This window comes from Streptomyces sp. NPDC089915 (assembly GCF_040684675.1).
Taxonomy (GTDB): domain Bacteria; phylum Actinomycetota; class Actinomycetes; order Streptomycetales; family Streptomycetaceae; genus Streptomyces.
Genome location: NZ_JBFBGN010000016.1, coordinates 1 through 25,116, shown reverse-complemented (window position 1 = coordinate 25,116; position 25,116 = coordinate 1). Strand labels below are relative to the sequence as shown.

Here is a 25,116-nt window from a genome sequence, read left to right as displayed (position 1 = left end):
GCCTTTGTCGTCGTTCAGCCCGCCCAGCCCCATTTTTTGGCTTTCCACCCCAGGAGCATCCGATGTTCGAAGCGGTCGAGGACCTGGTCGGCGAGCACGCCGACCTCGAGACGAAGCTCGCCGACCCTTCGGTCCACGCCGATCAGGCGAACGCACGCAAGCTGAACAAGCGCTATGCGGAGCTGACCCCGATCGTGGCGACCTTCCGCGCCTGGAAGCAGTCGGCCGAGGACATCGAGACGGCCAAGGAGCTGGCGGCCGACGACCCCGACTTCGCCGCCGAGGTCAAGGAACTGAGCGCGCAGCGCGAGGAGCTCACCGAGAAGCTCCGCCTGCTGCTCGTCCCGCGCGACCCCAGCGACGACAAGGACGTCCTCCTGGAGATCAAGGCCGGCGCCGGCGGCGACGAGTCCGCGCTCTTCGCGGGCGACCTGCTGCGCATGTACCTGCGCTACGCCGAGCGCGTCGGCTGGAAGACCGAGATCATCGACTCCACCGAGTCCGAGCTGGGCGGCTACAAGGACGTCCAGGTCTCCGTCCGCACCAAGGGCGGCAACGGCGCCACCGAGCCCGGCCAGGGCGTGTGGGCCCGGATGAAGTACGAGGGCGGCGTCCACCGCGTCCAGCGCGTCCCGGCCACCGAGTCCCAGGGCCGCATCCACACCTCCGCCGCCGGCGTGCTCGTCACCCCGGAGGCCGAGGAGGTCGAGGTCGAGATCAACCCGAACGACCTCCGCATCGACGTGTACCGCTCCTCCGGCCCCGGCGGCCAGTCCGTCAACACCACCGACTCGGCCGTGCGCATCACGCACCTGCCGACCGGTGTGGTCGCCTCCTGCCAGAACGAGAAGAGCCAGCTCCAGAACAAGGAGCAGGCCATGCGCATCCTGCGCTCCCGCCTGCTGGCCGCCGCCCAGGAGGCCGCCGAGCAGGAGGCCTCCGACGTGCGCCGCAGCCAGGTGCGCACCGTCGACCGTTCCGAGAAGATCCGTACGTACAACTTCCCGGAAAACCGCATCTCGGACCACCGCACCGGTTTCAAGGCGTACAACTTGGACCAGGTGCTCGACGGCGACCTCGACTCGGTCATCCAGGCCTGCGTCGACACCGACTCCGCGGCCAAGCTCGCGGCCGCGCACTGACGAGCCCCGCACCACCCCCCGTACGACAGCAGCCCGGAGGACCAGCGTGAACTTGCTGCTTGCCGAGGTGGCCCAGGCCACCCAGCGGCTGGCCGCCGCCGGCGTGCCCTCACCGCGTTTCGACGCGGAGGAGCTCGCGGCCTTCGTGCACGGCGTCAAGCGGGGGGAACTGCACCACGTCAAGGACGCGGACTTCGACGCCCGCTACTGGGAGGCCGTCGCCCGCCGCGAGGCGCGCGAGCCGCTCCAGCACATCACCGGCCGTGCCTTCTTCCGCTACCTGGAGCTCCAGGTCGGCCCCGGGGTGTTCGTGCCCCGGCCCGAGACCGAGTCGGTCGTGGACTGGGCCATACAGGCCGTCCGGGCCATGGACGTGGTCGAGCCGCTGATCGTGGACCTGTGCACCGGCTCCGGCGCCATCGCCCTCGCCATGGCCCAGGAGGTGCCGCGCTCGCGCGTGCACGCCGTGGAGCTGTCCGAGGACGCCCTGCGCTGGACCCGCAAGAACGCCGAGGGCTCCCGGGTCACCGTCCACCAGGGCGACGCCCTGACCGCGCTGCCCGAGCTGGACGGCCAGGTCGACCTGGTCATCTCCAACCCGCCGTACATCCCGCTCACCGAGTGGGAGTACGTGGCCCCCGAGGCCCGGGACCACGACCCCGAGATGGCGCTGTTCTCCGGCGAGGACGGGCTCGACACCATCCGCGGGATCGAGCGCACCGCCCACCGGCTGCTGCGGCCCGGCGGCATCGTCGTGATCGAGCACGCCGACACCCAGGGCGGCCAGGTGCCGTGGATCTTCGCCGACGAACGGGGCTGGGCCGACGCCGCCGACCACCCCGACCTGAACAACCGCCCGCGCTTCGCGACCGCCCGCAAGGCCATGCCGTGATCACCGCGACCCCGACCGCCCACGACACCACCCCGCTGCACGAGGAGGCCCGCTGATGGCCCGGCGATACGACTGCAACGACGCGACGGACCGCAAGACGGGTCTGCGCGAAGCGGCCTCCGCCGTGCGCCGCGGAGAGCTCGTCGTGCTGCCCACCGACACCCTGTACGGGATCGGCGCGGACGCCTTCAGCGCCGAGGCCGTCGGCGACCTGCTCGCCGCCAAGGGCCGCGGCCGCAACATGCCCACCCCGGTGCTCATCGGCTCCCCGAACACCCTGCACGGCCTCGTCACGGACTTCTCCGAGCAGGCCTGGGAGCTCGTCGACGCCTTCTGGCCGGGCGGGCTCACGCTCGTCGCCAAGCACCAGCCCTCGCTCGCCTGGGACCTGGGGGAGACCCGCGGGACCGTGGCCGTGCGCATGCCCCTGCACCCCGTCGCGATCGAGCTGCTGACCGAGGTCGGCCCGATGGCGGTGTCCTCGGCGAACCTGTCCGGGCACCCCGCGCCGGAGGACTGCGACGCGGCCCGCGCGATGCTGGGCGACTCCGTCTCCGTCTACCTGGACGGCGGTCCGACCCCGAGCACCCTCCCGTCGTCGATCGTCGACGTCACCGGCAAGGTTCCCGTCCTGCTGCGCGAGGGCGCGCTGACCGCCGCGCAGCTGCGGGAGGTCGTCCCCGACCTCGAGGTGGCTCCGTGAGCCCTCAGGGGCGTGGCATAGCCAAGGGAGACACCTTCCGCATACTCCACGTCAGCACCGGGAACGTGTGCCGCTCGCCGATCACCGAGCGGCTGACGCGGCACGCGCTGGCGCACCGTCTGGGCGCGCTGGGGCTGGCCGCCGGCGACCTGATCGTGGAGAGCGCGGGCACCTGGGGCCACGAGGGTGCCCCCATGGAGGCCAACGCGGCGGCCGTGCTGGCGGACTTCGGCGCGGACGCGACCGGGTTCACCGGGCGCGAGCTGCTCGACGAGCACGTCATACGGGCCGACCTGGTCCTGACCGCCACCCGCGACCACCGGGCGCAGGTCATCTCCATGGGCCACTCGGCGGGACTGCGGACCTTCACCCTGAAGGAGTTCACCCGGCTGGTCCGCGCCATAGACCCGGCCACCCTGCCGCCCCTCGACGACGGCATGGCCGAGCGGGCCCGCGCCCTGGTGCGGGCCGCCGCCGCGCTGCGCGGCTGGCTGCTGGCCCCTTCCCCCGACGCGGACGAGGTGTACGACCCGTACGGGGCGCCGATCACCTTCTTCCGCTCGATCGGCGACGAGATCAACCAGGCGCTGGACCCGGTGGTCACCGCGCTGACGGGCGTCACGCCTCCGCGCTGACCCCTCCCTCCCGGCGGCCGCTCGCCCGGGCGTGAAACCGGGGCCCGGCCTACAGTGGCTGGTACCGGTATCCACACCGCGCGGGAGTTGGCCATGACCGTCACCACTGAGCAGGCTGCCGACCTCCTGCGCCGGCAGGACCCGCAACTGGCCGACATCCTCGACGGGGAGCGGCAGCGGCAGGCGGCAACGCTCCAGCTGAGCGCCGCCGAGAACTTCACCTCCCCGGCCGTGCTCGCCGCGCTCGGCTCCCCGCTCGCCAACAAGTACGCCGAGGGCTACCCGGGCGCCCGCCACCACGGCGGCTGCGAGTACGCGGACCTGGCCGAGCGGGTGGCACAGGAACGGGCCAAGGCCCTGTTCGGCGTCGAGCACGCGAACGTGCAGCCGCACTCGGGCTCCTCCGCGGTCCTCGCCGCGTACGCCGCGCTGCTGCGGCCCGGGGACACCGTCCTGGCCATGGGGCTCGCCCACGGCGGGCACCTCACGCACGGTTCGCCCGCCAACCTCTCCGGCCGCTGGTTCGACTTCGTCGGGTACGGGGTCGACGCGCGGACCGGGCTGGTCGACTACGAGCAGGTGCAGCGGCTGGCGCGCGCACATCGGCCGAAAGCCGTCGTCTGCGGGTCCATCTCCTACCCCCGGCACCTGGAGTACTCGGCGTTCCGGGAGATCGCCGACGAGGTCGGCGCCCACCTGATCGTGGACGCCGCCCACCCCATCGGGCTGGTCGCCGGCGGTGCCGCCCCGAGCCCGGTGCCCTACGCGGACGTGATCTGCGCGACCACCCACAAGGTGCTGCGCGGCCCGCGCGGCGGGATGGTGCTGTGCGGGGCCGAGTTCGCCGAGCGCGTCGACCGGGCGGTGTTCCCCTTCACCCAGGGCGGCGCCCAGATGCACACCATCGCCGCCAAGGCGGTGGCCTTCGGGGAGGCGGCCGGCCCGGCCTTCACCCGCTACGCCCACAAGGTCGTCGCCAACGCCCGCGCGCTCGCCGAGGCCCTGCGGGCACACGGCCTGGCGGTGACCACCGGCGGCACCGACACCCACCTGATCAGCGCCGACCCCGCCCCCCTCGGCATCGACGGACCGGCCGCGCGCGGCCGGCTGGCCGCCGCCGGGATCGTCCTGGACACCTGCGCCCTGCCGTACGGGGACCAGCGCGGCGTCCGCCTGGGCACCGCGGCGGTGACCACGCAGGGCATGGGGGAGCCCGAGATGGCCCGGATCGCCGGGCTGTTCGCCGCCGCGCTGCGCGGTGGGGACGTGGCCGGAACCCGCGCCGAGGTCACCGAGCTGGCCGGACGATTTCCCCCGTACGAGGCGTAACCGGGACGAGTGTCCCGTAGCGCAACCGGAACGAGGACTCCGGGCGTCCTCGTCCCCGTGTACATCGCGGCTAATGTGTGGGGCTGAGATGGCCGGCGATACATCTGGGGCAGCCAGTGCGTGAATATCTGCTGACGCTTTGCGTCACGGTCGCGGTGACCTACCTGCTGACCGGGCCCGTCCGGAAGTTCGCGATCGCGGCGGGCGCGATGCCGGAGATCCGCGCCCGCGACGTGCACCGCGAGCCGACCCCCCGGCTGGGCGGCATCGCGATGTTCGGCGGCCTGTGCGCGGGCCTGCTGATCGCCGACCACCTGCAGAACCTCAACGGGGTCTTCGAACGCTCCAACGAACCCAGGGCGCTGCTCTCGGGCGCCGCCCTGATCTGGCTCGTCGGCGTCCTCGACGACAAGTTCGAGCTGGACGCGCTCATCAAGCTCGGCGCCCAGATGATCGCCGCCGGCGTGATGGTCATCCAGGGCCTGACCATCCTGTGGATTCCGGTTCCGGGCATCGGCACGGTCGCGCTGACCCAGTGGCAGGGCACCCTGCTCACCGTGGCCCTGGTGGTGATCACCATCAACGCGGTGAACTTCGTCGACGGGCTCGACGGTCTGGCCGCGGGCATGGTCTGCATCGCCACCTGCGCGTTCTTCCTCTACGCCTACCGGATCTGGTTCGGCTACGGCATCGAGGCGGCCGCCCCCGCGACGCTCTTCGCCGCGATCCTGATGGGCATGTGCCTGGGCTTCCTGCCGCACAACATGCACCCCGCGCGGATCTTCATGGGCGACTCCGGCTCGATGCTGATCGGCCTGGTGCTGGCCGCCTCGGCCATCTCGATCACCGGGCAGGTGGACCCCGACACCATGGCCCTCTTCGTGGGCGGCGAGCGCAACGCCACGCACGCGATGCTGCCGGTCTTCATCCCGCTGCTGCTGCCGCTGACCATCATCGCGATCCCGATGGCGGACCTCGTCCTGGCCGTCGTGCGGCGCACCTGGAAGGGTCAGTCGCCCTTCGCCGCGGACCGCGGGCACCTGCACCACCGGCTCCTGGAACTCGGGCATTCGCACAGCCGCGCTGTACTCATCATGTATTTCTGGTCGGGGCTGATCGCCTTCGGCGCGGTGGCCTATTCGGTCAATTCCGCCTCGATGTGGATCGTCCTCGCCATCGCCGCGCTGAGCGCCCTGGGCCTCGTCCTGCTCCTGCTGCCGCGGTTCACCCCGCGCGCCCCGCGCTGGGCCGAGGGACTCGTCCCGCCGCGCTACCGGCACGCCACGCGGGCGGCGGAGGCCGCGGCCGAGGCGGCGGTGCGCGAGGACGAGGGAACCGAGCCGGCGCCCGCGCGGCCGATCGCGGCCGGGGTGTCCGGCGTCAACGGAGCGACAGCGGTAGGCCCCCGTTCGCGCTTCCCCGACCGGCGTAAGGCCGGTTCGGCACGCTGACGCCCCGGGCGCATGTCCGACATGAACGCCCTTTACCAGACAAGACGCAGCCCTGTCTTGCACACACGGGCGGATTAGCCCTCATGTGTGACAGTCAGCACACCGCACAGGTAAAGCTCTCATCAAATAGTTTGTGATACCGTTCACTAAACCCGGCGACAGAGCCGAAGGACCGTAGTGCGACGGTCCATTGGCCCGAGGCGATCACTCGGACCGGGCTTACGCTCGTCCCCGTACGAGTTACCCGTACGAGTCCGTGCCCCCACCACCACGCGGAGCAAACCGCCATGCGGTCTAACGACGTCCGATCCCTCCTGCAAACCGCCGTACCCACCGCTGCCGCCGGCGCCATCGCCGCCGTGATCAGCGGTCTGGTCGTCGGTGGCAAGGGGGCCGTCGGCTCGGTCGTGGCGACCGTGGTCACGATCCTGTTCATGGGGCTCGGATTCATCGTTCTCCAGCGCACGGCGAAATCCCTGCCGCATCTGTTCCAGGCGATGGGCCTCATGCTCTACGCCGCTCAGATCCTGCTGCTCTTCGTCTTTCTCGCCGTGTTCAAGAACACGACGCTGTTCCACCCCCGGGCCTTCGCGATCACGCTCGTCGCCACCACCCTCGTGTGGATCGCGGCGCAGACGCGTGCTCACATGAAGGCCAAGATCCTTTACGTCGAGCCGGACTCGACCAACGGTGAAAAGCCCGGAAATCCGGGGTCGAAGCCGTGAGGGGTAGGGCCGGGATAAGTGTGCGTTCGAGATGCTGCTATCGTCCGGTTCAAACTGCGGCACTGCGGGCACGGGCATCTGAGCTGACGCCTGGTCCATCGCGAGGCTCGATGCCTGACTGCCGCCCCCACACCCGTTACACCAGTCCAGTGCCGAACCGCGGCCGTGCGCCGCGCCGACACGATGAGGTTGCCCAACCTATGCGCCACGCTGAAGGAGCCCGCGGTGAGTGCTGACCCGACGCAGGTCCTCGCCTTCGAGACCGACTGTCACATCTTCTCGGGATGTGGCTTCCCCGGCCCGGGCCTGCACTCGTTCCTCTTCGAGCCGCTGTGGGGCGAAGCCGGCACCACGAGTGCGTACTTCAACAAGCCGATGCTGCTGGCCCTCCTGGGCTCGATCATCATCGTGGCTTTCTTCTGGGCCGCCTTCGGCAAGCCGAAGGTCGTTCCGGGCAAGCTCCAGATGATCGCCGAATCCGGCTACGACTTCGTGCGCCGCGGCATCGTCTACGAGACGCTCGGCCGGAAGGAGGGTGAGAAGTACGTCCCCTTCATGGTCTCGCTGTTCTTCTTCGTCTGGATCCTGAACGTCTGGTCGATCGTCCCGGTGGCCCAGTTCCCGGTGACCGCGATCATCGCGTACCCGGCGATCCTCGCCGCGATCGTGTACTTCATCTGGATGTCGGTGACGTTCAAGCGCCACGGCTTCGTCGGCGGCCTGAAGAACCTGACCGGCTACGACAAGTCGCTCGGCCCGGTGCTCCCGCTGGTCATGGTCATCGAGTTCTTCTCGAACGTCCTGGTGCGCCCGTTCACCCACGCGGTCCGACTGTTCGCGAACATGTTCGCCGGTCACACCCTGCTGCTGCTGTTCACCATCGCCAGCTGGTACCTGCTGAACGGGATCGGGATCGCCTACGCGGGCGTCTCGTTCATCATGGTCATCGTGATGACCGCCTTCGAGCTCTTCATCCAGGCTGTCCAGGCGTACGTCTTCGTCCTCCTGGCCTGCAGCTTCATCCAGGGCGCGCTCGCCGAGCACCACTGAGCCAGGCCGCCCACCCCCATCCCCCCTGTCGTCCGGTGGCCAACCCCCACCGGTCCGTGAAAGAGAAGGAAGAACTGGCATGTCCCAGATCCTTGCTGCCGCCGAAGGCGTCACCGGTTCCCTCAGCTCCGTCGGTTACGGTCTCGCGGCCATCGGCCCGGGCGTCGGCGTCGGCATCATCTTCGGTAACGGTACGCAGGCCCTCGCCCGCCAGCCCGAGGCTGCCGGTCTGATCCGCGCCAACCAGATCCTCGGCTTCGCCTTCTGTGAGGCGCTCGCCCTCATCGGTCTGGTCATGCCGTTCGTCTACTAAGACGAGCAGCGACCACTAGTCCGAGTAGACGAAAGGCATTGATGTGAACCTCCTGGTTCTCGCGGCCGAGACGGAAAACCCTCTCGTACCGCCGATCCCCGAGCTCGTCATCGGTCTGATCGCCTTCGTCATCGTCTTCGGTTTCCTCGCGAAGAAGCTCCTCCCGAACATCAACAAGGTTCTGGACGAGCGTCGCGAAGCCATCGAGGGCGGTATCGAGAAGGCTGAGGCCGCTCAGACCGAGGCTCAGAGCGTGCTGGAGCAGTACAAGGCCCAGCTCGCCGAGGCCCGGCACGAGGCCGCGCGCCTGCGCCAGGAAGCGCTGGAGCAGGGCACTGCGCTCAAGGAAGAACTGCGCGCAGAGGGCCAGCGGCAGCGTGAGGAGATCATCGCTGCCGGTCACGCCCAGATCGCCGCAGACCGCAAGGCCGCCTCTCAGGCGCTGCGTCAGGACGTGGGCAAGCTCGCCACCGACCTGGCCGGCAAGCTCGTCGGCGAGTCCCTCGAGGACGTCGCCCGGCAGAGCCGCACCATCGACCGCTTCCTCAGCGAGCTCGAGGAGAAGGCCGAGGCGGCCCGATGAACGGAGCGAGCCGCGAGGCGCTGGCCTCCGCGCGCGAGCGTCTCGACGCGCTGACGGACAACACGTCCGTCGACGCGGCGAAGCTCGCCGGTGAGCTGGCAGCCGTCACCGCGCTGCTCGACCGTGAGGTCTCGCTGCGTCGGGTCATCACGGACCCGGCGCAGTCCGGCGAGGCCAAGGCCGAGCTGGTCGGCCGGCTGCTGTCCGGCCAGGTGGGCGGGGAGACCCTCGACCTGGTGTCCGGCATGGCCCGGTCCCGCTGGTCGCAGTCCCGCGACCTGGTGGACGCGCTGGAGGAGCTGGCGGCCACCGCCGACCTCACCGCCGCCCAGCAGGCCGGTGCGCTCGACGGTGTCGAGGACGAGCTGTTCCGCTTCGGCCGGATCGTCGCCTCGAACACCGGGCTGCGCTCCGCGCTCACCGACCGCGCCGCCACCGCCACCGCCAAGAGCGAGCTGCTCCGCAGCCTCCTCGGCGGCAAGGTGAACGCCGTCACCGAGCGCCTGGTCGTCCGTCTCGTCACGCACCCGCGTGGACGTAGCCTTGAGGGGGGACTCGAGTCCCTCTCGACGCTCGCCGCCGCGCGCCGTGACCGCATGGTCGCCACCGTGACCAGCGCGGTCCCGCTCAGCGACGCGCAGAAGCAGCGCCTCGGCGCGGTGCTGGCCAAGCTGTACGGCCGCCAGATGCACCTGAACCTCGACGTGGACCCCGCGGTCCTCGGCGGGATCTCGGTGCGGGTCGGCGACGAGGTCATCGACGGCACCATCGCGGACCGCCTCTCCGAGGCGTCCCGCCGCATGGCCGGCTGACCAGCCGCCACCACACAGATACAAAGCATTCCTAGCGGCCCGGTTGGGCCGTGCAGAACTTGCAGAAGATTCCTGGGGGTCGCCCCCAGACCCCTAAGAAGCTTCAGGCCCAACAAGGAGAGCAGGGAACCCAGATGGCGGAGCTCACGATCCGGCCGGAGGAGATCCGGGACGCACTGGAGACCTTTGTCCAGTCGTACCAGCCGGACGCGGCCTCGCGCGAGGAGGTCGGAACGGTCAGCGTTGCCGGCGACGGCATCGCGAAGGTGGAGGGCCTGCCCTCCGCCATGGCGAACGAGCTGCTGAAGTTCGAGGACGGCACCCTCGGTCTCGCCCTCAACCTCGAGGAGCGCGAGATCGGTGCGGTCGTCCTCGGCGAGTTCAGCGGTATCGAGGAGGGCCAGCCGGTGCAGCGCACCGGTGAGGTCCTCTCCGTAGGCGTCGGCGAGGGCTACCTCGGCCGTGTCGTCGACCCGCTCGGCAACCCGATCGACGGTCTCGGCGAGATCGCGACCGAAGGCCGTCGCGCCCTCGAGCTGCAGGCCCCCGGCGTCATGGTCCGCAAGTCGGTCCACGAGCCCATGCAGACCGGCTACAAGGCCATCGACGCCATGGTGCCCGTCGGCCGTGGTCAGCGTCAGCTGATCATCGGTGACCGCCAGACCGGCAAGACCGCCCTGGCCGTCGACACGATCATCAACCAGCGCGACAACTGGCGCTCTGGCGACGTGAACAAGCAGGTCCGCTGCATCTACGTCGCCATCGGCCAGAAGGGCTCGACCATCGCGTCCGTTCGCGGCGCCCTGGAAGACGCCGGCGCGCTCGAGTACACGACGATCGTCGCCGCCCCGGCGTCCGACCCGGCCGGCTTCAAGTACCTGGCGCCGTACACCGGTTCCGCCATCGGCCAGCACTGGATGTACGCCGGCAAGCACGTCCTGATCATCTTCGACGACCTGTCGAAGCAGGCCGACGCCTACCGCGCCGTGTCGCTGCTGCTGCGCCGCCCGCCGGGCCGTGAGGCCTACCCGGGCGACGTCTTCTACCTGCACTCCCGTCTGCTGGAGCGCTGCGCGAAGCTCTCCGACGACATGGGTGCCGGTTCGATGACCGGTCTGCCGATCGTCGAGACCAAGGCCAACGACGTCTCGGCGTTCATCCCGACCAACGTCATCTCCATCACCGACGGCCAGTGCTTCCTGGAGTCCGACCTGTTCAACGCGGGCCAGCGCCCGGCGCTGAACGTCGGTATCTCGGTCTCCCGCGTCGGTGGCTCGGCCCAGCACAAGGCCATGAAGCAGGTCTCCGGCCGTCTGCGCCTGGACCTCGCCCAGTACCGTGAGCTGGAGGCGTTCGCCGCCTTCGGTTCCGACCTGGACGCCGCTTCGAAGGCCGCGCTGGAGCGCGGCAAGCGCCTCGTCGAGCTGCTGAAGCAGGGCCAGTACCAGCCGATGCCCGTCGAGGAGCAGGTCGTCTCCGTCTGGGCCGGCACCACCGGCAAGATGGACGACGTCCCGGTCGAGGACATCCGCCGCTTCGAGTCGGAGCTGCTGGAGCACCTGCGCCGCGAGCGCAAGGACCTCCTCACCTCCATCGCCGACGGCGGCAAGATGTCGGACGACACGCTGGGCTCGATCGCCGACGCGATCGCCGCCTTCAAGCGCCAGTTCGAGACCTCCGACGGAAAGCTCCTGGGCGAGGACGTCCCGGCCGTCAACGTCTCCAAGTGACGACGGAAGGGACCTGACTCATGGGAGCGCAGCTCCGGGTCTACAAGCGTCGCATCCGTGCCATCACGGCGACCAAGAAGATCACCAAGGCGATGGAGATGATCGCCGCCTCGCGCATCGTCAAGGCGCAGCGCAAGGTGGCGGCGTCGATGCCGTACGCGACCGAGCTCACCCGTGCGGTGACCGCGGTGGCGACCGGTTCGAACACCAAGCACGCCCTGACCACCGAGGTCGAGGCGCCGACCCGCGCCGCGGTCCTGCTCATCACGAGCGACCGCGGTCTGGCCGGCGGCTACTCCTCGAACGCCATCAAGCAGGCGGAGCGGCTCACCGAGCGGCTCCGCGGCGAGGGCAAGGAGGTCGACACCTACATCGTCGGCCGCAAGGGTCTGGCCTACTTCGGTTTCCGTGAGCGCCACGTCACGGACTCGTGGACCGGCTTCACCGACAGCCCGGCCTACGCCGACGCCAAGCACGTCGCGGCGCCGCTGATCGAGGCCATCCAGAAGGAGACGGCCGAGGGCGGTGTCGACGAGCTGCACATCGTCTACACGGAATTCGTGTCGATGATGACGCAGAACGCGGTGGACGGCCGGATGCTGCCGCTCAGCCTCGACAAGGCTGCGGAGGAGGACGGTGCGAAGGGCGAGATCCTTCCGCTGTTCGAGTTCGAGCCGTCGGCGGAGGACGTCCTCGACGCCCTTCTGCCGCGCTACGTCGAGAGCCGGATCTACAACGCACTGCTGCAGGCGGCCGCTTCCGAGCACGCCGCCCGCCGCCGCGCGATGAAGTCGGCCACCGACAACGCCGGAGACCTCATCAAGAGCCTCTCCCGGCTTGCCAACGCGGCCCGCCAGGCCGAAATCACCCAGGAAATCAGCGAGATCGTCGGTGGCGCCAGCGCCATGGCCGACGCGACCGCGGGGAGTGACAAGTAATGACGACCTCTGTTGAGACGGCCGCCGCCACGGGCCGCGTCGCCCGGGTCATCGGCCCGGTCGTCGACGTGGAGTTCCCCGTCGACGCGATGCCCGACATCTACAACGCGCTGAAGGTCCAGGTCTCCGACCCGGCCGAGGACGGCGCGCTCAAGACGCTGACCCTGGAAGTCGCCCAGCACCTGGGTGACGGCCTGGTCCGCACGATCTCCATGCAGCCCACCGACGGTCTGGTCCGCCAGGCCCCGGTGACCGACACGGGCGAGGGCATCACCGTCCCCGTCGGCGACTTCACCAAGGGCAAGGTGTTCAACACCCTCGGTGAGGTGCTGAACTACCCCGAGGCGAACGCCGAGGTCACCGAGCGCTGGCCGATCCACCGCAAGGCGCCTCGCTTCGACGAGCTCGAGTCGAAGACCGAGATGTTCGAGACCGGCGTCAAGGTCATCGACCTTCTCACCCCGTACGTCAAGGGTGGAAAGATCGGTCTGTTCGGTGGTGCCGGTGTCGGCAAGACCGTTCTGATCCAGGAAATGATCTACCGCGTCGCCAACAACCACGACGGTGTGTCGGTCTTCGCGGGCGTCGGTGAGCGTACCCGTGAGGGCAACGACCTCATCGAGGAAATGGCCGACTCGGGCGTCATCGACAAGACGGCCCTCGTCTTCGGCCAGATGGACGAGCCGCCGGGCACGCGTCTGCGCGTCGCCCTCGCCGGTCTGACCATGGCGGAGTACTTCCGCGATGTGCAGAAGCAGGACGTGCTCTTCTTCATCGACAACATCTTCCGGTACACCCAGGCGGGTTCCGAGGTGTCGACCCTGCTCGGCCGTATGCCCTCCGCGGTGGGTTACCAGCCGAACCTGGCCGACGAGATGGGTCTCCTCCAGGAGCGCATCACCTCGACCCGTGGTCACTCGATCACCTCGATGCAGGCGATCTACGTCCCCGCGGACGACCTGACCGACCCGGCGCCGGCGACCACCTTCGCCCACCTCGACGCGACGACGGTTCTCTCCCGTCCGATCTCCGAGAAGGGCATCTACCCGGCCGTGGACCCGCTGGACTCGACGTCCCGCATCCTCGACCCGCGGTACATCGCGGCGGACCACTACGCCACGGCGATGCGCGTCAAGGGGATCCTGCAGAAGTACAAGGACCTCCAGGACATCATCGCGATCCTCGGTATCGACGAGCTGGGCGAGGAGGACAAGCTCGTCGTCCACCGTGCCCGTCGCGTCGAGCGCTTCCTGTCGCAGAACACCCACGTGGCGAAGCAGTTCACCGGCGTGGACGGTTCGGACGTTCCGCTCGACGAGTCGATCACCGCGTTCAACGCGATCTGCGACGGTGACTACGACCACTTCCCCGAGCAGGCGTTCTTCCTGTGCGGTGGTATCGAGGACCTGAAGGCCAACGCCAAGGAGCTGGGCGTCTCCTGACGCTCCGCAGGAGAGGGGCGGGTGTGTCCCGCCCCTCTCTCCACGCCCATTAGAATTTGACCCAACACCCGGCGGACCCGCCGGGTGGTGACCCGAGGAGCCACCTTGGCTGCTGAGCTGCACGTCGAGATGGTCGCGGCGGACCGCAATGTCTGGTCCGGCGAGGCCACCCTGGTCGTCGCCCGCACCACGTCCGGCGACATCGGCGTCATGCCCGGTCACCAGCCGCTTCTCGGTGTGCTGGAATCGGGCCCGGTGACCATCCGTACCAGCGATGGCGGCACGGTCGTCGCCGCGGTGCACGGCGGTTTCATCTCGTTCGCGGACAACAAGCTGTCCCTGCTGGCCGAGATCGCCGAGCTCGCGGACGAGATCGACGTCCAGCGTGCGGAGCGGGCACTGGAGCGCGCGAAGGCGGACGCTGACGCGGCCGCCGAACGTCGCGCCGATGTCCGGCTGCGTGCGGTCGCGGGGCACTGAGCCCCGTACCGAAGAGCTTGAAACCTCAGCCGCGGTCCGTTCCGGAATTTTCCGGAGCGGGTCGCGGCTGAGGCGATGTACGTACTTTTTGTGTGTGCGGTTTTCGATGAGCGAGGAGGTCGGTGAAGATGCTCCTCGCTCTGCTTGTGAGCGGCCTGGTCGTAGCCCTGGTGGTGATCGGGCTGTTCGTGTTCGGGCTGCGCCGCAGACTGATCCAGCGCTCCGGCGGGACCTTCGACTGCAGCCTGCGCTGGGGCGTGGCCGAGGAGCCCGACGTCTCCGGCAAGGGGTGGGTCTACGGGGTCGCCCGCTACAGCGGTGACCGCATCGAGTGGTTCCGCGTGTTCAGCTATTCGCCGCGGCCGCGCCGGCTGCTGGAGCGTTCCTCCATCGAGGTGCTCGCCCGCCGCGCGCCGGAGGGCGAGGAGGAGCTGGCCCTGCTGTCCGACTCCGTCGTGCTCGGCTGTTCCCACCAGGGGACGCGCCTGGAGCTGGCGATGAGCGAGGACGCGCTGACGGGATTCCTGGCCTGGCTGGAGGCGGCGCCTCCCGGCCAGCGGGTGAACGTCGCCTAGGACGTGAGGAAGCCGGGGAGACGGGGGCGGACCCGTCTCCCCGGCTTCGTCGTGTGCGGCTACTGCAGGCCGGTGTGGATGGCGTTCGCGAGCTCGCCGTTCGTGGTGTCCCCGCTGAACTCCCAGAAGAAGGCCCCCTTGAGGCCCTGGTTCTTCAGCCAGGTCATCTTCCCGGCGATGGTGGCGGGGGTGTCGTAGCTCCACCAGTTGCTTCCGCACTTGGCGTAGGCGGTGCCGGCGACGGTGCCGGTGGTGGGGCAGCTGGTCTTGAGGACCTTGTAGTCCTCGATGCCCTGCTCGTAGGTGCCCGGGGCGGGTCCGGTGGCGGTGCCGCCGGGGGCGTCCTGGGTGACGCCGGTCCAGCCGCGGCCGTAGAAGCCGATGCCGAGGTTGAGCTTGGCGCCGGGGATGCCCTTGCCCTTGAGCTTGGTGATGGCGGCCTCGGAGTTGAAGCCGGCGATCGGGATGCCGGTGTAGGAGGTCAGCGGGGAGTGCGGGGCGGTGGGGCCCTTGGCGTCCCACGCGCCGAAGAAGTCGTACGTCATGACGTTGTAGAAGTCGACGTACGGGGCCGCGCCCGCGTAGTCCGCGAGGTCGAGCTTGCCGCCGTTGGAGCCGTCGGCGGAGATGGCGGCGGTGACCAGGTTGGAGGAGCCGAACTTGGCGCGCAGGGCCGACATCAGGTTCTTGAAGGCGGCGGCGCCGCTGGTGTCGCAGGACAGCCCGCAGGCGTTCGGGTACTCCCAGTCGATGTCGATGCCGTCGAAGACGTCCGCCCAGCGCGGGTCCTCGACCAGGTCGTAGCAGGACTGGGCGAAGGCGGCCGGGTTCTGGGCGGCCTGGCCGAAGCCGCCGGACCAGGTCCAGCCGCCGAAGGAGTAGACGACCTTGATGTTCGGGTACTTGGCCTTCAGCTTGCGCAGCTGGTTGAAGTTGCCGCGCAGCGGCTGGTCCCAGGTGTCGGCGACGCCGTCGACGCTCTGGTCGGCGGTGTAGGCCTTGTCGTAGTCGGCGTAGGAGTCGCCGATGGTGCACTTGCCGTTCTGGACGTTGCCGAAGGCGTAGTTGATGTGGGTGATCTTCGCCGCGGTGCCGGAGGTGACCAGGTTCTTCACGTGGTAGTTGCGCTGGTAGACGCCCCAGTCGGTGAAGTAGCCCAGCTTGACCTTGGCGCCCGGGTCGGGGCCGGGGCCGGGGCCCGGGCCGGGGTCGGTGCCGCCGCCGGGGGTGGTGACGGAGAGCGGGGCGGAGGCGGGACCGGTCTGGTCGGCGGTGTCGCGGGCGGTGACCGTGTAGGTGTAGGTGGTGCCCTTGGTCAGGCCGCCGTCGGTGTAGGTGGTGGCGGCGACGGTGGCCAGCTTGGCGCCGTCGCGGTAGACGTCGTAGTTCTTGACGCCCTTGTCGTCGGTGGCCGCCGGCCAGGAGACGGTCACCCCGGTCTCGGTGAGGCCGCCGGCCGTGGGGGTGCCGGGGGCCGAGGGCGGGTTGTCCGCGGGGGTGGTGCCGCCCTCACAGGAGCCGCCGTTGACCTTGCAGCCCGAGGGGGCGCCGGGGCCGCTGCCGTTGAAGCCGAAGCTGATGGTGGCGCCGGGGGCGAGGGTGCCGTTCCAGCCGACGTTCTTGCCGGTCCAGTGGGTGCCGGAGCTGGTGACGGTGGCGTCCCAGGCCGAGGTGACCTGGGTGCCGGCCGGGTAGTCCCACTCGACGGTCCAGCTGCTGAGGGTGGTGGTGCCGGTGTTCTTCACCGTCCACTTGCCCTCGAAGCCGGTGCCCCAGTCGGAGACCTTGGTGTAGGTGGCGGTCGCGGAGGCGGCGGCCTGCGCGGGCCCGGCCAGGCCGATGAGGCCGGCGACGGGCAGGGCGAGGGCGACCGCGGTGGCGGCCAGCCTCCTGAAGAGGGGGATGCGTCGTGGGGGTGCTGTGCTCAAGGGTGCTCCTCCGTAGGTCCGCGCCGGTCGGGGGGCCGACCGGCACCGGGGATGGGACCTGCGCCGCCCGTGAGCACGCCGGAAGCGATCTTTGTCATGGCACGCTCACCACAGTGATGCGGTGAGACTAGAAAGGTCTGTACCAAGCGTCAAGAGGTCCAGACCTCACCTCCAGTGACCGCCTAGATCCCCAACTCCCTTGCCAAGACGGCCGCTTGGACCCGGCTGCGGAGCTCCAGCTTCGCCAGCAGCCTGCTGACGTGGGTCTTCGCCGTGGCCTCCGCCATCTCCAGCCGGACGGCGATCTCCGCGTTCGACAAACCCTCGCCCAGCGCCCCCAGCACCTCCCGCTCGCGCCGCGTCAGCGACTCCACCGCCGCGGCCGCCTCCGGGCGCGCGGGTACCCGTACCGCCTTCGGCGCGGCGAACTCGGCGATCAGCCGGCGCGTCACCGCCGGCGCGATCAGCCCCTCGCCGCGCGCCACCGTCCGCACCGCCGCGATCAGCTCCGCCGCGTCCGCGTCCTTCAGCAGGAACCCCGCCGCCCCCGCCCGCAGCGCCCCGAACACGTACTCGTCGAGGTCGAAGGTGGTCAGCACGAGCACGTCGGCCAGCCCCTCCGCGACCACCCGGCGGGTGGCCTCGACCCCGTCGAGCAGCGGCATCTGCACGTCCATGAGGACCAGGTCCGGCCGTAGCTCGCGGGCCAGGCGCACCGCCTCCTCGCCGTCGGCCGCCTCCCCGACCACCTCGACGTCGCCCGCGCTGCGCAGGATCAGCACCAGCCCGGCCCGCACCGCCCGCTGGTCCTCGGCCACCACGACCCTGATGCTCACTCCGCCACCGTTCCCTCCGTCGCGGGCAGTTCCGCCCGCACCTGCCAGACGGACCCCCGCAGGCCCGCCGTGAACGTACCGCCGAGCAGTTCCGTCCGTTCGCGCATGCCGACCAGCCCCGCCCCCGAGCCCGGCGCGCGCGGCCCCGGCCGGTCCCCGTACGGGGAGTCCACCCCCACCGTCAGCAGGCCGTCGCACCGGGCCAGGCGCACGGAGACCCGGCCGGCGGCGGCGTGCTTGAGGGCGTTGGTCAGCGACTCCTGGACGATCCGGTACGCGGCCAGCTCCACCGGCGCCGGCAGGCTCTGCCCGGCCGGGCGCGCGTCGTGCAGGACGAAGTCCAGCCCGCTCGCCGTGCCGTTCGCCCGGGCCCGCTCCAGCAGCGCCCCCAGCCCGTCGAGGGAGGGGACGGGCGCGGCCTCCTGCCCGGCCCCCGCCTCGCGCAGCAGCCCGATCAGCCGGCGCATCTCGGCCAGCCCCTGCACGCTGTTCTCCCGGATCACCCCGAGCGCCTCGCGGCTGGTGGCGGGGGAGTCGATGGAGAGCGCGGCGGTGGAGTGGATGGCGATGGCGGAGAGGTGGTTGGCGACCATGTCGTGCAGCTCGCGGGCCATCCGGGCGCGCTCGGCGGCCACCGCCTGCGTCCGGTCCATCTCGGCCAGCAGCGCCGTCTGCGCGGCACGCAGCCGGGCGGCCTCGGCGGCCTCGCGGTGGTTGCGCAGGGTGGCGCCGGTCAGGGCCGGGCCGAAGCACACGATGCCGGTGATGATGCCGATCATCAGGGACTGCGGGGTGCGCAGCCAGGCCACGGCGACGACCGTGACGACGACCGTGATCAGGCCGGTGGAGATCGGCAGCCGCCGCGCCATGGCCGGTTTGCCGTAGACGACGGCCGCGTACATCAGGTCCGTGAAGACGATGACGGTGCCCAGGTTGCCCACGGTGAACTGGTCGGCGACCACCGCGACGGTGCCGACGGCCAGGGTGGTGTTGGGGGCGGTGCGCCGCAGCAGCTCCATCGGCCCGATGGCCAGCAGCGGCACCAGGGCGGCCCAGGCCGGGAAGAAGTGCCGGTTGTTGCTGCTGTAGACCCCGAGGGTCCACAGCAGCACGCCGCCGAGCACGCTGACCACCGCGAGGAGCACGTCGTCGCGGTGCGGGCGGAAGATCTTGGACTGCACGGTCCCATCCAACACGGGCTGCCGCGGCGCGGCGTCGGCGGTGAGGCGGAACCGGGGCTACATCGAAGGATGCAGGGCGGATTCGTCACCGGAGACGAGGCGGCGGGGCGGGGCCGCCGGAATCCTGGGAGGGAGTCCACGAGGGGAAGGAGGACGGGCCGTGCTCGTCATGCTGATCGCCGCCTGCGAGATCGGGTTCTGGGTGCTGCTGGCCGGGGGGCTGGCCCTGCGCTACCTGGCCGGGATGCCGAGGCTCGGCGCCGTCGTCCTGCTGTGCGAGCCGCTGCTGGAGCTGGTGCTGCTGGTGGTGTCCTTCGTCGACCTGGGGAACGGCGGCGAGCCGAGCTGGCGGCACGGGCTCGCGGCCGTCTACATCGGCTACACCGTCGGCTACGGGCACTACACCGTGCGCTGGCTGGACGGGCACGCCGCCCACCGCTTCGCCGGGGGCCCGAAGCCGCCCGGGACGAGGTACGGCAGGGCCCGCGCCGTCCACGAGTGGAAGCTGTGGGCCCGCACCCTGGCCGGCGCGGCCGTCGCGGTCGGGCTGCTCCAGGCAGGCATCTGGTACGTCGGCGACGCCGCCGACACCGGCGGCCTCCAGTCGTGGCAGTTCCTCGCCCTGCGGGTGCTCGGCATCCACGCGGTGGTCGCCGCGAGCTACACGATCTGGCCGCGCAAGGCCCCGGCCGGCGCGGACGCGGAGTCCGGCGGGGACATGGCCGGAACCAGGCGCTAGGGCCTGTCGTCAGACTCCCGTCGTCGCCCGGAGGGCGGCCCCGCGGCGTCTGGTGCGTGCTCTCGGCGTGCCGGGCGGAAGCCCGCGTACTGGACGTACTTGGCTTTCGCCCGGTGCGGCGAGAGCGCGTGCCAGGCGTCGGGGGGGGGCAGACGGGAGTTTGACGACAGGCCCTAGCGCTCGCCGCCCGGGACCCAGAGGACGTCGCCGGCCTCCTTGTTGGCCGTGCGGGCCAGGATGAACAGGAGGTCGGAGAGGCGGTTGAGGTAGGTCGCCGTCAGGGGGTTCATCACCTCGCCGTACGCCTCCAGCGCCGCCCACGTCGAGCGCTCGGCCCGGCGGACCACCGTGCAGGCCTGGTGCAGCAGGGCCGCGCCGGGGGTGCCGCCCGGGAGGATGAAGCTGCGCAGCTTCTCCAGCCGCTCGTTGAAGACGTCGCAGTCCGCCTCCAGCCGGTCGACGTAGAACTGCTCCACCCGCAGCGGCGGGTACTCGGGGTTCTCGACGACCGGGGTGCACAGGTCGGCGCCGACGTCGAACAGGTCGTTCTGCACGCGGACCAGGACCTTGACGACCTCCTCCGGCAGCGAGCCGAGCGCGATCGCCGTGCCGATGGCGGCGTTGGCCTCGTTGGCGTCGGCGTACGCGGAGATCCGCAGGTCGGTCTTCCGCGTCCGGCTCATGTCGCCCAGGGCCGTCGTGCCCTGGTCGCCGGTGCGGGTGTAGATGCGCGTGAGGTTCACCATGCCGTCAGCGTAGTGCGGGCCAACTGCGGGCGGCCCGCGCACTGCTGGGCCGTGTCAGTGTGATGTCCGTCATCTGAGACGTGACGCGTGTTACTTCGCGGTCACTGGGCCCCTCACGGACGCTAGTCTCCGCCGGAGAGGCTACGAGGCCGGGTCGTACTGAGAACAACGAGGGGTGTGCAGTGGCTGGGAAGCTCGCCGTCATCGGCGCGGGACTGATGGGTTCCGGGATCGCTCAGGTCTCCGCTCAGGCGGGTTGGGACGTCGTCCTGCGGGACGTCACCGACGCCGCGCTGACCCGGGGCACCGACGGGATCAAGGCCTCGTACGACAAGTTCGTCTCCAAGGGCAAGATGACGGCCGAGGACGCCGAGGCGGCCCTCGCGCGCATCACCACGACCACCGACTTCGACGCGGTCGCCGACGTGGACATCGTCGTCGAGGCCGTCTTCGAGAAGATCGAGGTCAAGCACGAGATCTTCCGCACCCTCGACGACCTGGTCCGCGAGGACACCGTCCTCGCCTCCAACACCTCCGCCATCCCGATCACCAAGATCGCGGCGGTCACCAAGCGCCCGGAGCGGGTCGTCGGCGCGCACTTCTTCTCGCCCGTCCCGATGATGCAGCTCTGCGAGCTGGTCCGCGGCTACAAGACGAGCGACGAAACCCTCGCCACCACCCGCGCGTTCGCCGAGTCGGTCGGCAAGACCTGCATCGTCGTCAACCGCGACGTCGCCGGCTTCGTCACCACCCGCCTGATCTCCGCCCTCGTCGTCGAGGCCGCGAAGCTCTACGAATCGGGCGTGGCCTCCGCCGAGGACATCGACATCGCCTGCAAGCTGGGCTTCGGGCACGCGATGGGCCCGCTGGCCACCGCCGACCTCACGGGCGTGGACATCCTGCTGCACGCCACCAGCAACATCTACACCGAGTCGCAGGACGAGAAGTTCGCGCCGCCGGAGCTCATGCGCCGCATGGTCGACGCCGGTGACATCGGCCGCAAGAGCGGCCAGGGGTTCTACAAGCACTGAGCACGGCCGTTCGAATCCCCGCACCCTACGGGGTGAATTAGGTATCGGTTCGCTCACGGTCGGCAACTTCACCGCCCGCGCGACAGTCAGTTGCGGTGAGAGTTGCCGACCACGGGCCGGGGCGCGAGCCGCCGCGGCGCGCCGACGCACGAGCCGACCGGGGACCCGTCGGACCACACGCACGCAGTACAGCCGGGGAGCACATATGCACATCAGGGGCGACCACGCCGAACTCGCTGTCGGGGGCCGCCTCGACGTGCGCAGCGCGGCGGACGCCCGTACGGCCCTCCACACCGCCCTCGACGACGGCCACGGCGACCTCGTGCTCGACCTGACCGGACTCGACTCCTGGGACGCGACCGGACTCGGCGTGATCATGGGAGCCCACCGGCGGGCCGGCCGGACCGGCCGGCGGCTGGTCCTGCGCGGGGTGCCCGACCGGATGCAGCGGCTGCTCGTCGCGACCCGGCTGCACCGCATCCTCGCGATCGAGGGCGGGCTGGAAGCGGAGTCGCTGCCCCGGGTCTGATCCGGGGCGGGTGCGGTCGCGGGGGCGTACGGCGGCCTCGCGGAAAAAGGGGCTGCGGGGGCGGACCGGGCTCGGTTTACATGGACGCATGGTGTCCACCGACAGACTGCTGGCCTTCGCGGCCATGTCGTTCCTCTTGATCGTGATCCCCGGCCCGAGCGTGCTCTTCGTGATCGGCCGGGCGCTGGCCCAGGGCCGCCGGGCCGCGCTGACGACCGTGGCCGGGAACACGCTCGGGGCGTACGTGCTCGTCGTGGCGGTGGCCCTCGGGGTCGGGTCCGTCGTCGAGCGCTCCGTCCTCGTCTTCACGGCGCTGAAGCTGACGGGCGCCGCGTACCTGGTGTACCTGGGCGTCAAGGCCGTGCGCCGGCGCGGTTCCCTGCACGCGGCCCTCGCCGAGGCGGCCCCGGTCGCGCACGGCGGGCTGCGGACGCTGGGGGAGGGGTTCGTGGTCGGCGTGGCCAACCCCAAGACCATCGTCTTCTTCGCCGCCGTGCTGCCGCAGTTCGTCGACCGGGAGCGGGGCGGGGTCGTCCTGCAGATGCTCCTGCTCGGCCTCGTCTTCAACCTCATCGCGATCGTCTCGGACAGCGTGTGGGGGCTGGTCGCCGCCACCACCCGGGGCTGGTTCACCGGATCGCCGCGCCGGCTCTCCCTCGTCGGCGGGGTGGGCGGGCTCACCATGATCGGTCTCGGGGTCGCCGTCGCCGCGACCGGCCGCAAGGACTGAGCCCGGATACCGTCCGGTAGGAGCGGAGTTCCGGCTTCCGTACGTACGGGCGGGAAACGTAACGGTCCCGTGGTGGAGGCACCCCGGCGGTACCGGCGCGGCCCGGCAGCGTTTAGGGTCGGGCGGAAACCGGACCAGTAGCGACAAGCGGCGCGAGCGAGGCCGGGCGGTAGGAAAGACGGCGACGGAGCGCGCGACGTGAGGCGGGGAGACTTGGTCATGGACGGTACACAGGGGCAGCCCGGGAAGGGCCGGCGGCCCGGGACCGAGACCGAGACCGGGGCAACGGCCGCGTCCGCGTCCGCTTCCGCGCCCGGGAAGCGGCCCTCCGCCGATGCCCGCCCGGCCACGGCAGGACCGGCCATCGGCGGCCCCGGCGTGGGCACGCGGGTCGGCGGTACGCCTGAGGGCGGCTCGCGGGACGCCTCGTCGGCCGAGGGCACGCCCGCGGCCGGCACGCCCGTACCGGGTGCGCCCGACGACACTCCGGCCGAGGGCCCGCCGGCGGCCGGCCCGGCTGACGGCACGCCTGCGGGCGGTCTGTTCGCGGGTAAGCCTGCGGCCGGTGCGTCCGACGCCGCTGGGTCCGCCGGTACCCCCGCCCCCGGGGTGCCGGCGGCGGGTGTCGGGCCCGTGCGGGTCGTGACGTTGACGGCCGGGGAGTTCACGCTCACCGTCAACCCCGTCGACGGCAGCGAGATCGAGCCCCACCGGCCCGGCGCCGGACCCGATCCCGGCCGTCGGCCCGCCAAGCGGGACGCCGCCTCCCGGGCGGTCCGTGACGCCGCCGCGCGGCCGCCCGCGCCGCCCGGGGCGCCCGTTCCCGTCCGGCCGCTCCTGGAGCGCTCCGAGGAGCGGGAGCGGCTCGTACGGCTGCTGCAGCGCGGCCGCTCCGTACGCCTGACCGGACCCGCCGGATCCGGCCGCACCGCCCTGCTCGACGCCGTCGCCGGGGAGTGCGCGGACCTCGCCCCCGACGGAGTGGTGCGGCTCAGCGGCCACGGCCAGCAGCAGCCGGCGGAGCTGCTGCACGCCCTCTACGCCGCCGTGTACGACACCGCCGGCCGGCGCCCCGACCGTACGGCCCTGCTCGCCCGGGTCCGCGAGATCGGCGCCGTCGTGCTCCTCGACGACCTGGAGCTGGGCGGCCCCGCGCTGGACGAACTGCTGCGGGCCACCCCCGAGTGCGCCTACCTGCTGGCCGCCACCCCCGACGCCAAGGCCCCCTCCGACGAGTCGCACCTGGAGGAGGTCTTCCTCGGCGGACTCGGCCGCACCGGCTGCACGGAGCTGCTGGAGACGCTCACCGGGCGGCCCCTGACCGAGGCGGAGACGGCCTGGGCGGGGGACCTGCGCTTCGCCTCCGAGGGGCTCCCGCTGCGCTTCGTCCAGGCGGCCGCGCTGCTGCGGCAGCGGGACGCGCTGAACGGGACCGCCGCCGGGGAGGAGGACGAGGAGCCCGGGGTCTTCGACGAGCGCCCGCGCGACCCCGCCCCGGTCCCGCTGCCCACCCTGGCCCAGGCCGCGGCCCCCGCCGAACTGCTGGCCTCCCGGGTCAGCGAGTCGGCCCGCGCGGCCCTGCGGATAGCCTGCGCGCTGGGCGGGGAACTCCCGCACCCCGCGCACCTGCCCGCGCTGGTCGGCGACCACCACGCCGACGCGGCCGTCGCCGAACTCCTCGGCTGCGGGCTCATCACCCCCGTCGGACCGCGCCACCGGCTCGCCGAGGGCGTCGCACGGCAGCTGGAGGAGGCCGGGTACGGGGGTGCCGGCGCCGAGGAGGCCCGTACCGCCGCCCGGCACTACGCCTGGTGGACCGGGCACGCCTCGGTGACCCCGGAGCGGGTCGCGGCCGAGGCCGACGCGGTGCTGGCCGCGCTGGCCGGCGCCGATGTGGTGGCCGCCGTACTCCTGGCCCGGACGGCGGCTCCGGCCTTCGCGGCCTCGCTGCACTGGGACGCGTGGGAGCGGGTGCTGCGCGCGGGCGCGGAGGCCGCGCGGAAGGCCGGGGAGGTCGCCGAGCAGGCGTACTTCCACCACGAACTCGGCGTCCTCGCCCTGTGCGAGGGGCGCCTGGACCGGGCCCGGGCCGAACTGGAGGCCTCGATCGGGCTGCGCGGCGCGCTCGCGGACAAGCGCGGGACGGTCGCCGGGCGGCGGGCGCTCGCGCTGGTCACCGACCGGGAGACGCTGGGGGCCGCGGCCTCCCCGCCGCTGCGCCTGGAGGCGCCGCCGTCCCCGGGCGCGACGGTCCCGCAGCCCACCGTCCCCCTGACGAAGGCCCCCGCGACCCGGCCGCCCGCGGCGAAGACCCCCGCGACGGGCTCCGTGACGGGCTCCGCGACGGCCGTGACGGCGCCCCTGGCGAAGCCCCCGGCCGCCGCCCCGCCGACCGCCCGCACCGAGAAGCTCGTCAAGCCCGCTCCGGCCGCCCAGGCGGGGCCGGATGCGCCGGTCTTCAACGCCAAGCTGGGGACGCCTGCCCCCGCCGCCGGGCCGGGGACACCGGTCTTCAACGCGAAGCTGGGGACGCCTGCCCCCGCCGCCGGGCCGGATACGCCGGTCTTCAACGCCGGGCCGGGGTGGGAGCCCTCGC

At 71.3% G+C, this 25,116-nt stretch carries 25 protein-coding genes; 21 read left to right on the top strand and 4 right to left on the bottom strand.

What is annotated here, in order from left to right; genetic code table 11:
- Positions 1-62 precede the first annotated feature (62 nt).
- The 16 genes from prfA to AB0O29_RS07650 all read left to right on the top strand — a co-directional run bounded on the left by prfA (position 63) and on the right by AB0O29_RS07650 (position 14,800).
- Positions 63-1,142, top strand: a complete 1,080-nt coding sequence (prfA, locus tag AB0O29_RS07725) for a peptide chain release factor 1 (RefSeq protein WP_344165089.1) — start codon at positions 63-65, stop codon at positions 1,140-1,142.
- A gap of 46 nt (positions 1,143-1,188) precedes the next feature.
- A complete protein-coding gene (gene prmC / locus AB0O29_RS07720) occupies positions 1,189-2,034 on the top strand; it encodes a peptide chain release factor N(5)-glutamine methyltransferase (protein ID WP_042813202.1) in 846 nt (281 codons plus the stop codon).
- 55 nt (positions 2,035-2,089) lie between these two features.
- On the top strand, positions 2,090-2,737 hold the full coding sequence (locus AB0O29_RS07715; RefSeq protein ID WP_365147667.1) for an L-threonylcarbamoyladenylate synthase: 648 nt from the start codon (positions 2,090-2,092) through the stop codon (positions 2,735-2,737).
- Positions 2,734-3,372, top strand: coding sequence for a protein-tyrosine-phosphatase (locus AB0O29_RS07710; RefSeq protein ID WP_365147664.1), 639 nt, complete (start codon positions 2,734-2,736; stop codon positions 3,370-3,372). The genes AB0O29_RS07715 and AB0O29_RS07710 overlap by 4 nt, the downstream gene beginning before the upstream one ends.
- Before the next feature lie 93 nt (positions 3,373-3,465).
- Entirely contained in the window at positions 3,466-4,701 is a 1,236-nt protein-coding gene (gene glyA, locus AB0O29_RS07705) for a serine hydroxymethyltransferase (RefSeq protein ID WP_365147661.1), read from the top strand.
- A 104-nt stretch (positions 4,702-4,805) separates the two neighbouring features.
- The gene (locus AB0O29_RS07700) at positions 4,806-6,152 is read left to right on the top strand and encodes an MraY family glycosyltransferase (RefSeq protein ID WP_365147810.1); all 1,347 of its coding nucleotides are present in this window, start codon (positions 4,806-4,808) and stop codon (positions 6,150-6,152) included.
- 287 nt (positions 6,153-6,439) lie between these two features.
- Positions 6,440-6,877, top strand: a complete 438-nt coding sequence (locus AB0O29_RS07695; RefSeq protein ID WP_365147658.1) for a hypothetical protein — start codon at positions 6,440-6,442, stop codon at positions 6,875-6,877.
- 210 nt (positions 6,878-7,087) lie between these two features.
- Positions 7,088-7,927 (top strand): F0F1 ATP synthase subunit A, encoded by an 840-nt coding sequence (atpB, locus tag AB0O29_RS07690; RefSeq protein ID WP_365147807.1) that lies wholly within the window; start codon positions 7,088-7,090, stop codon positions 7,925-7,927.
- A 79-nt stretch (positions 7,928-8,006) separates the two neighbouring features.
- The gene (gene atpE, locus AB0O29_RS07685; RefSeq protein ID WP_030857147.1) at positions 8,007-8,240 is read left to right on the top strand and encodes an ATP synthase F0 subunit C; all 234 of its coding nucleotides are present in this window, start codon (positions 8,007-8,009) and stop codon (positions 8,238-8,240) included.
- A 37-nt stretch (positions 8,241-8,277) separates the two neighbouring features.
- Positions 8,278-8,823 carry a F0F1 ATP synthase subunit B gene (locus tag AB0O29_RS07680; RefSeq protein WP_365147804.1) on the top strand — a complete coding sequence of 182 codons (546 nt, stop codon included), beginning with the start codon at positions 8,278-8,280 and terminating at the stop codon, positions 8,821-8,823.
- On the top strand, positions 8,820-9,635 hold the full coding sequence (locus tag AB0O29_RS07675; protein WP_365147655.1) for a F0F1 ATP synthase subunit delta: 816 nt from the start codon (positions 8,820-8,822) through the stop codon (positions 9,633-9,635). Before AB0O29_RS07680 ends, AB0O29_RS07675 begins: the two co-directional genes overlap by 4 nt.
- Before the next feature lie 134 nt (positions 9,636-9,769).
- Entirely contained in the window at positions 9,770-11,365 is a 1,596-nt protein-coding gene (gene atpA, locus AB0O29_RS07670) for a F0F1 ATP synthase subunit alpha (protein WP_365147652.1), read from the top strand.
- A gap of 20 nt (positions 11,366-11,385) precedes the next feature.
- Positions 11,386-12,303 carry a F0F1 ATP synthase subunit gamma gene (locus AB0O29_RS07665; RefSeq protein ID WP_365147649.1) on the top strand — a complete coding sequence of 306 codons (918 nt, stop codon included), beginning with the start codon at positions 11,386-11,388 and terminating at the stop codon, positions 12,301-12,303.
- Positions 12,303-13,745, top strand: a complete 1,443-nt coding sequence (atpD, locus tag AB0O29_RS07660) for a F0F1 ATP synthase subunit beta (RefSeq protein ID WP_365147646.1) — start codon at positions 12,303-12,305, stop codon at positions 13,743-13,745. The genes AB0O29_RS07665 and atpD overlap by 1 nt, the downstream gene beginning before the upstream one ends.
- 105 nt (positions 13,746-13,850) lie before the next feature.
- On the top strand, positions 13,851-14,225 hold the full coding sequence (locus AB0O29_RS07655) for a F0F1 ATP synthase subunit epsilon (RefSeq protein ID WP_045948891.1): 375 nt from the start codon (positions 13,851-13,853) through the stop codon (positions 14,223-14,225).
- Between the two features lie 128 nt (positions 14,226-14,353).
- Positions 14,354-14,800 carry a DUF2550 domain-containing protein gene (locus AB0O29_RS07650; RefSeq protein WP_211275098.1) on the top strand — a complete coding sequence of 149 codons (447 nt, stop codon included), beginning with the start codon at positions 14,354-14,356 and terminating at the stop codon, positions 14,798-14,800.
- Positions 14,801-14,859: 59 nt separating this feature from the next.
- Here the strand turns inward: AB0O29_RS07650 and AB0O29_RS07645 are convergent, their stop codons facing one another.
- From AB0O29_RS07645 to AB0O29_RS07635, 3 genes are all read right to left on the bottom strand, one after another.
- Positions 14,860-16,728 (bottom strand): glycoside hydrolase family 18 chitinase, encoded by a 1,869-nt coding sequence (locus AB0O29_RS07645; protein ID WP_365147643.1) that lies wholly within the window; start codon positions 16,726-16,728, stop codon positions 14,860-14,862.
- Positions 16,729-16,910: 182 nt separating this feature from the next.
- Entirely contained in the window at positions 16,911-17,564 is a 654-nt protein-coding gene (locus tag AB0O29_RS07640; RefSeq protein WP_365147640.1) for a response regulator transcription factor, read from the bottom strand.
- A complete protein-coding gene (locus AB0O29_RS07635) occupies positions 17,561-18,745 on the bottom strand; it encodes a histidine kinase (RefSeq protein WP_365147637.1) in 1,185 nt (394 codons plus the stop codon). Before AB0O29_RS07635 ends, AB0O29_RS07640 begins: the two co-directional genes overlap by 4 nt.
- A gap of 160 nt (positions 18,746-18,905) precedes the next feature.
- On the opposite strand from AB0O29_RS07635, the gene AB0O29_RS07630 reads away from it, so the two are divergent.
- Complete coding sequence (locus AB0O29_RS07630; RefSeq protein WP_365147634.1) at positions 18,906-19,484, top strand: hypothetical protein; 579 nt, start codon at positions 18,906-18,908, stop codon at positions 19,482-19,484.
- A 173-nt stretch (positions 19,485-19,657) separates the two neighbouring features.
- On the opposite strand, the gene AB0O29_RS07625 is transcribed toward AB0O29_RS07630, so the two are convergent.
- Entirely contained in the window at positions 19,658-20,230 is a 573-nt protein-coding gene (locus tag AB0O29_RS07625) for a cob(I)yrinic acid a,c-diamide adenosyltransferase (RefSeq protein WP_365147631.1), read from the bottom strand.
- Positions 20,231-20,412: 182 nt separating this feature from the next.
- Here AB0O29_RS07625 and AB0O29_RS07620 point away from each other — a divergent pair, with 182 nt between their 5' ends.
- The 4 genes from AB0O29_RS07620 to AB0O29_RS07605 all read left to right on the top strand — a co-directional run.
- Entirely contained in the window at positions 20,413-21,261 is an 849-nt protein-coding gene (locus tag AB0O29_RS07620; RefSeq protein WP_344165295.1) for a 3-hydroxyacyl-CoA dehydrogenase family protein, read from the top strand.
- 205 nt (positions 21,262-21,466) lie between these two features.
- Positions 21,467-21,790, top strand: coding sequence for an STAS domain-containing protein (locus tag AB0O29_RS07615; protein WP_344165298.1), 324 nt, complete (start codon positions 21,467-21,469; stop codon positions 21,788-21,790).
- A gap of 88 nt (positions 21,791-21,878) precedes the next feature.
- Complete coding sequence (locus AB0O29_RS07610; protein ID WP_365147626.1) at positions 21,879-22,520, top strand: LysE family translocator; 642 nt, start codon at positions 21,879-21,881, stop codon at positions 22,518-22,520.
- Between the two features lie 633 nt (positions 22,521-23,153).
- The coding region (locus tag AB0O29_RS07605; RefSeq protein WP_365147623.1) for an ATP-binding protein at positions 23,154-25,116 on the top strand (1,963 nt) is incomplete at its 3' end.

Bases quoted from the DNA above. Each gene is read 5' to 3' on its own strand.
- AB0O29_RS07695 (WP_365147658.1), top strand. From the start codon at position 6,440: ATGCGGTCTAACGACGTCCGATCCCTCCTGCAAACCGCCGTACCCACC.
- AB0O29_RS07615 (WP_344165298.1), top strand. From the start codon at position 21,467: ATGCACATCAGGGGCGACCACGCCGAACTCGCTGTCGGGGGCCGCCTC.
- AB0O29_RS07665 (WP_365147649.1), top strand. From the start codon at position 11,386: ATGGGAGCGCAGCTCCGGGTCTACAAGCGTCGCATCCGTGCCATCACG.
- glyA (WP_365147661.1), top strand. From the start codon at position 3,466: ATGACCGTCACCACTGAGCAGGCTGCCGACCTCCTGCGCCGGCAGGAC.
- atpA (WP_365147652.1), top strand. From the start codon at position 9,770: ATGGCGGAGCTCACGATCCGGCCGGAGGAGATCCGGGACGCACTGGAG.
- atpD (WP_365147646.1), top strand. From the start codon at position 12,303: ATGACGACCTCTGTTGAGACGGCCGCCGCCACGGGCCGCGTCGCCCGG.
- AB0O29_RS07675 (WP_365147655.1), top strand. From the start codon at position 8,820: ATGAACGGAGCGAGCCGCGAGGCGCTGGCCTCCGCGCGCGAGCGTCTC.
- AB0O29_RS07715 (WP_365147667.1), top strand. From the start codon at position 2,090: ATGGCCCGGCGATACGACTGCAACGACGCGACGGACCGCAAGACGGGT.
- atpE (WP_030857147.1), top strand. From the start codon at position 8,007: ATGTCCCAGATCCTTGCTGCCGCCGAAGGCGTCACCGGTTCCCTCAGC.
- prfA (WP_344165089.1), top strand. From the start codon at position 63: ATGTTCGAAGCGGTCGAGGACCTGGTCGGCGAGCACGCCGACCTCGAG.
- AB0O29_RS07650 (WP_211275098.1), top strand. From the start codon at position 14,354: ATGCTCCTCGCTCTGCTTGTGAGCGGCCTGGTCGTAGCCCTGGTGGTG.
- AB0O29_RS07610 (WP_365147626.1), top strand. From the start codon at position 21,879: ATGGTGTCCACCGACAGACTGCTGGCCTTCGCGGCCATGTCGTTCCTC.
- AB0O29_RS07625 (WP_365147631.1), bottom strand. From the start codon at position 20,230: ATGGTGAACCTCACGCGCATCTACACCCGCACCGGCGACCAGGGCACG.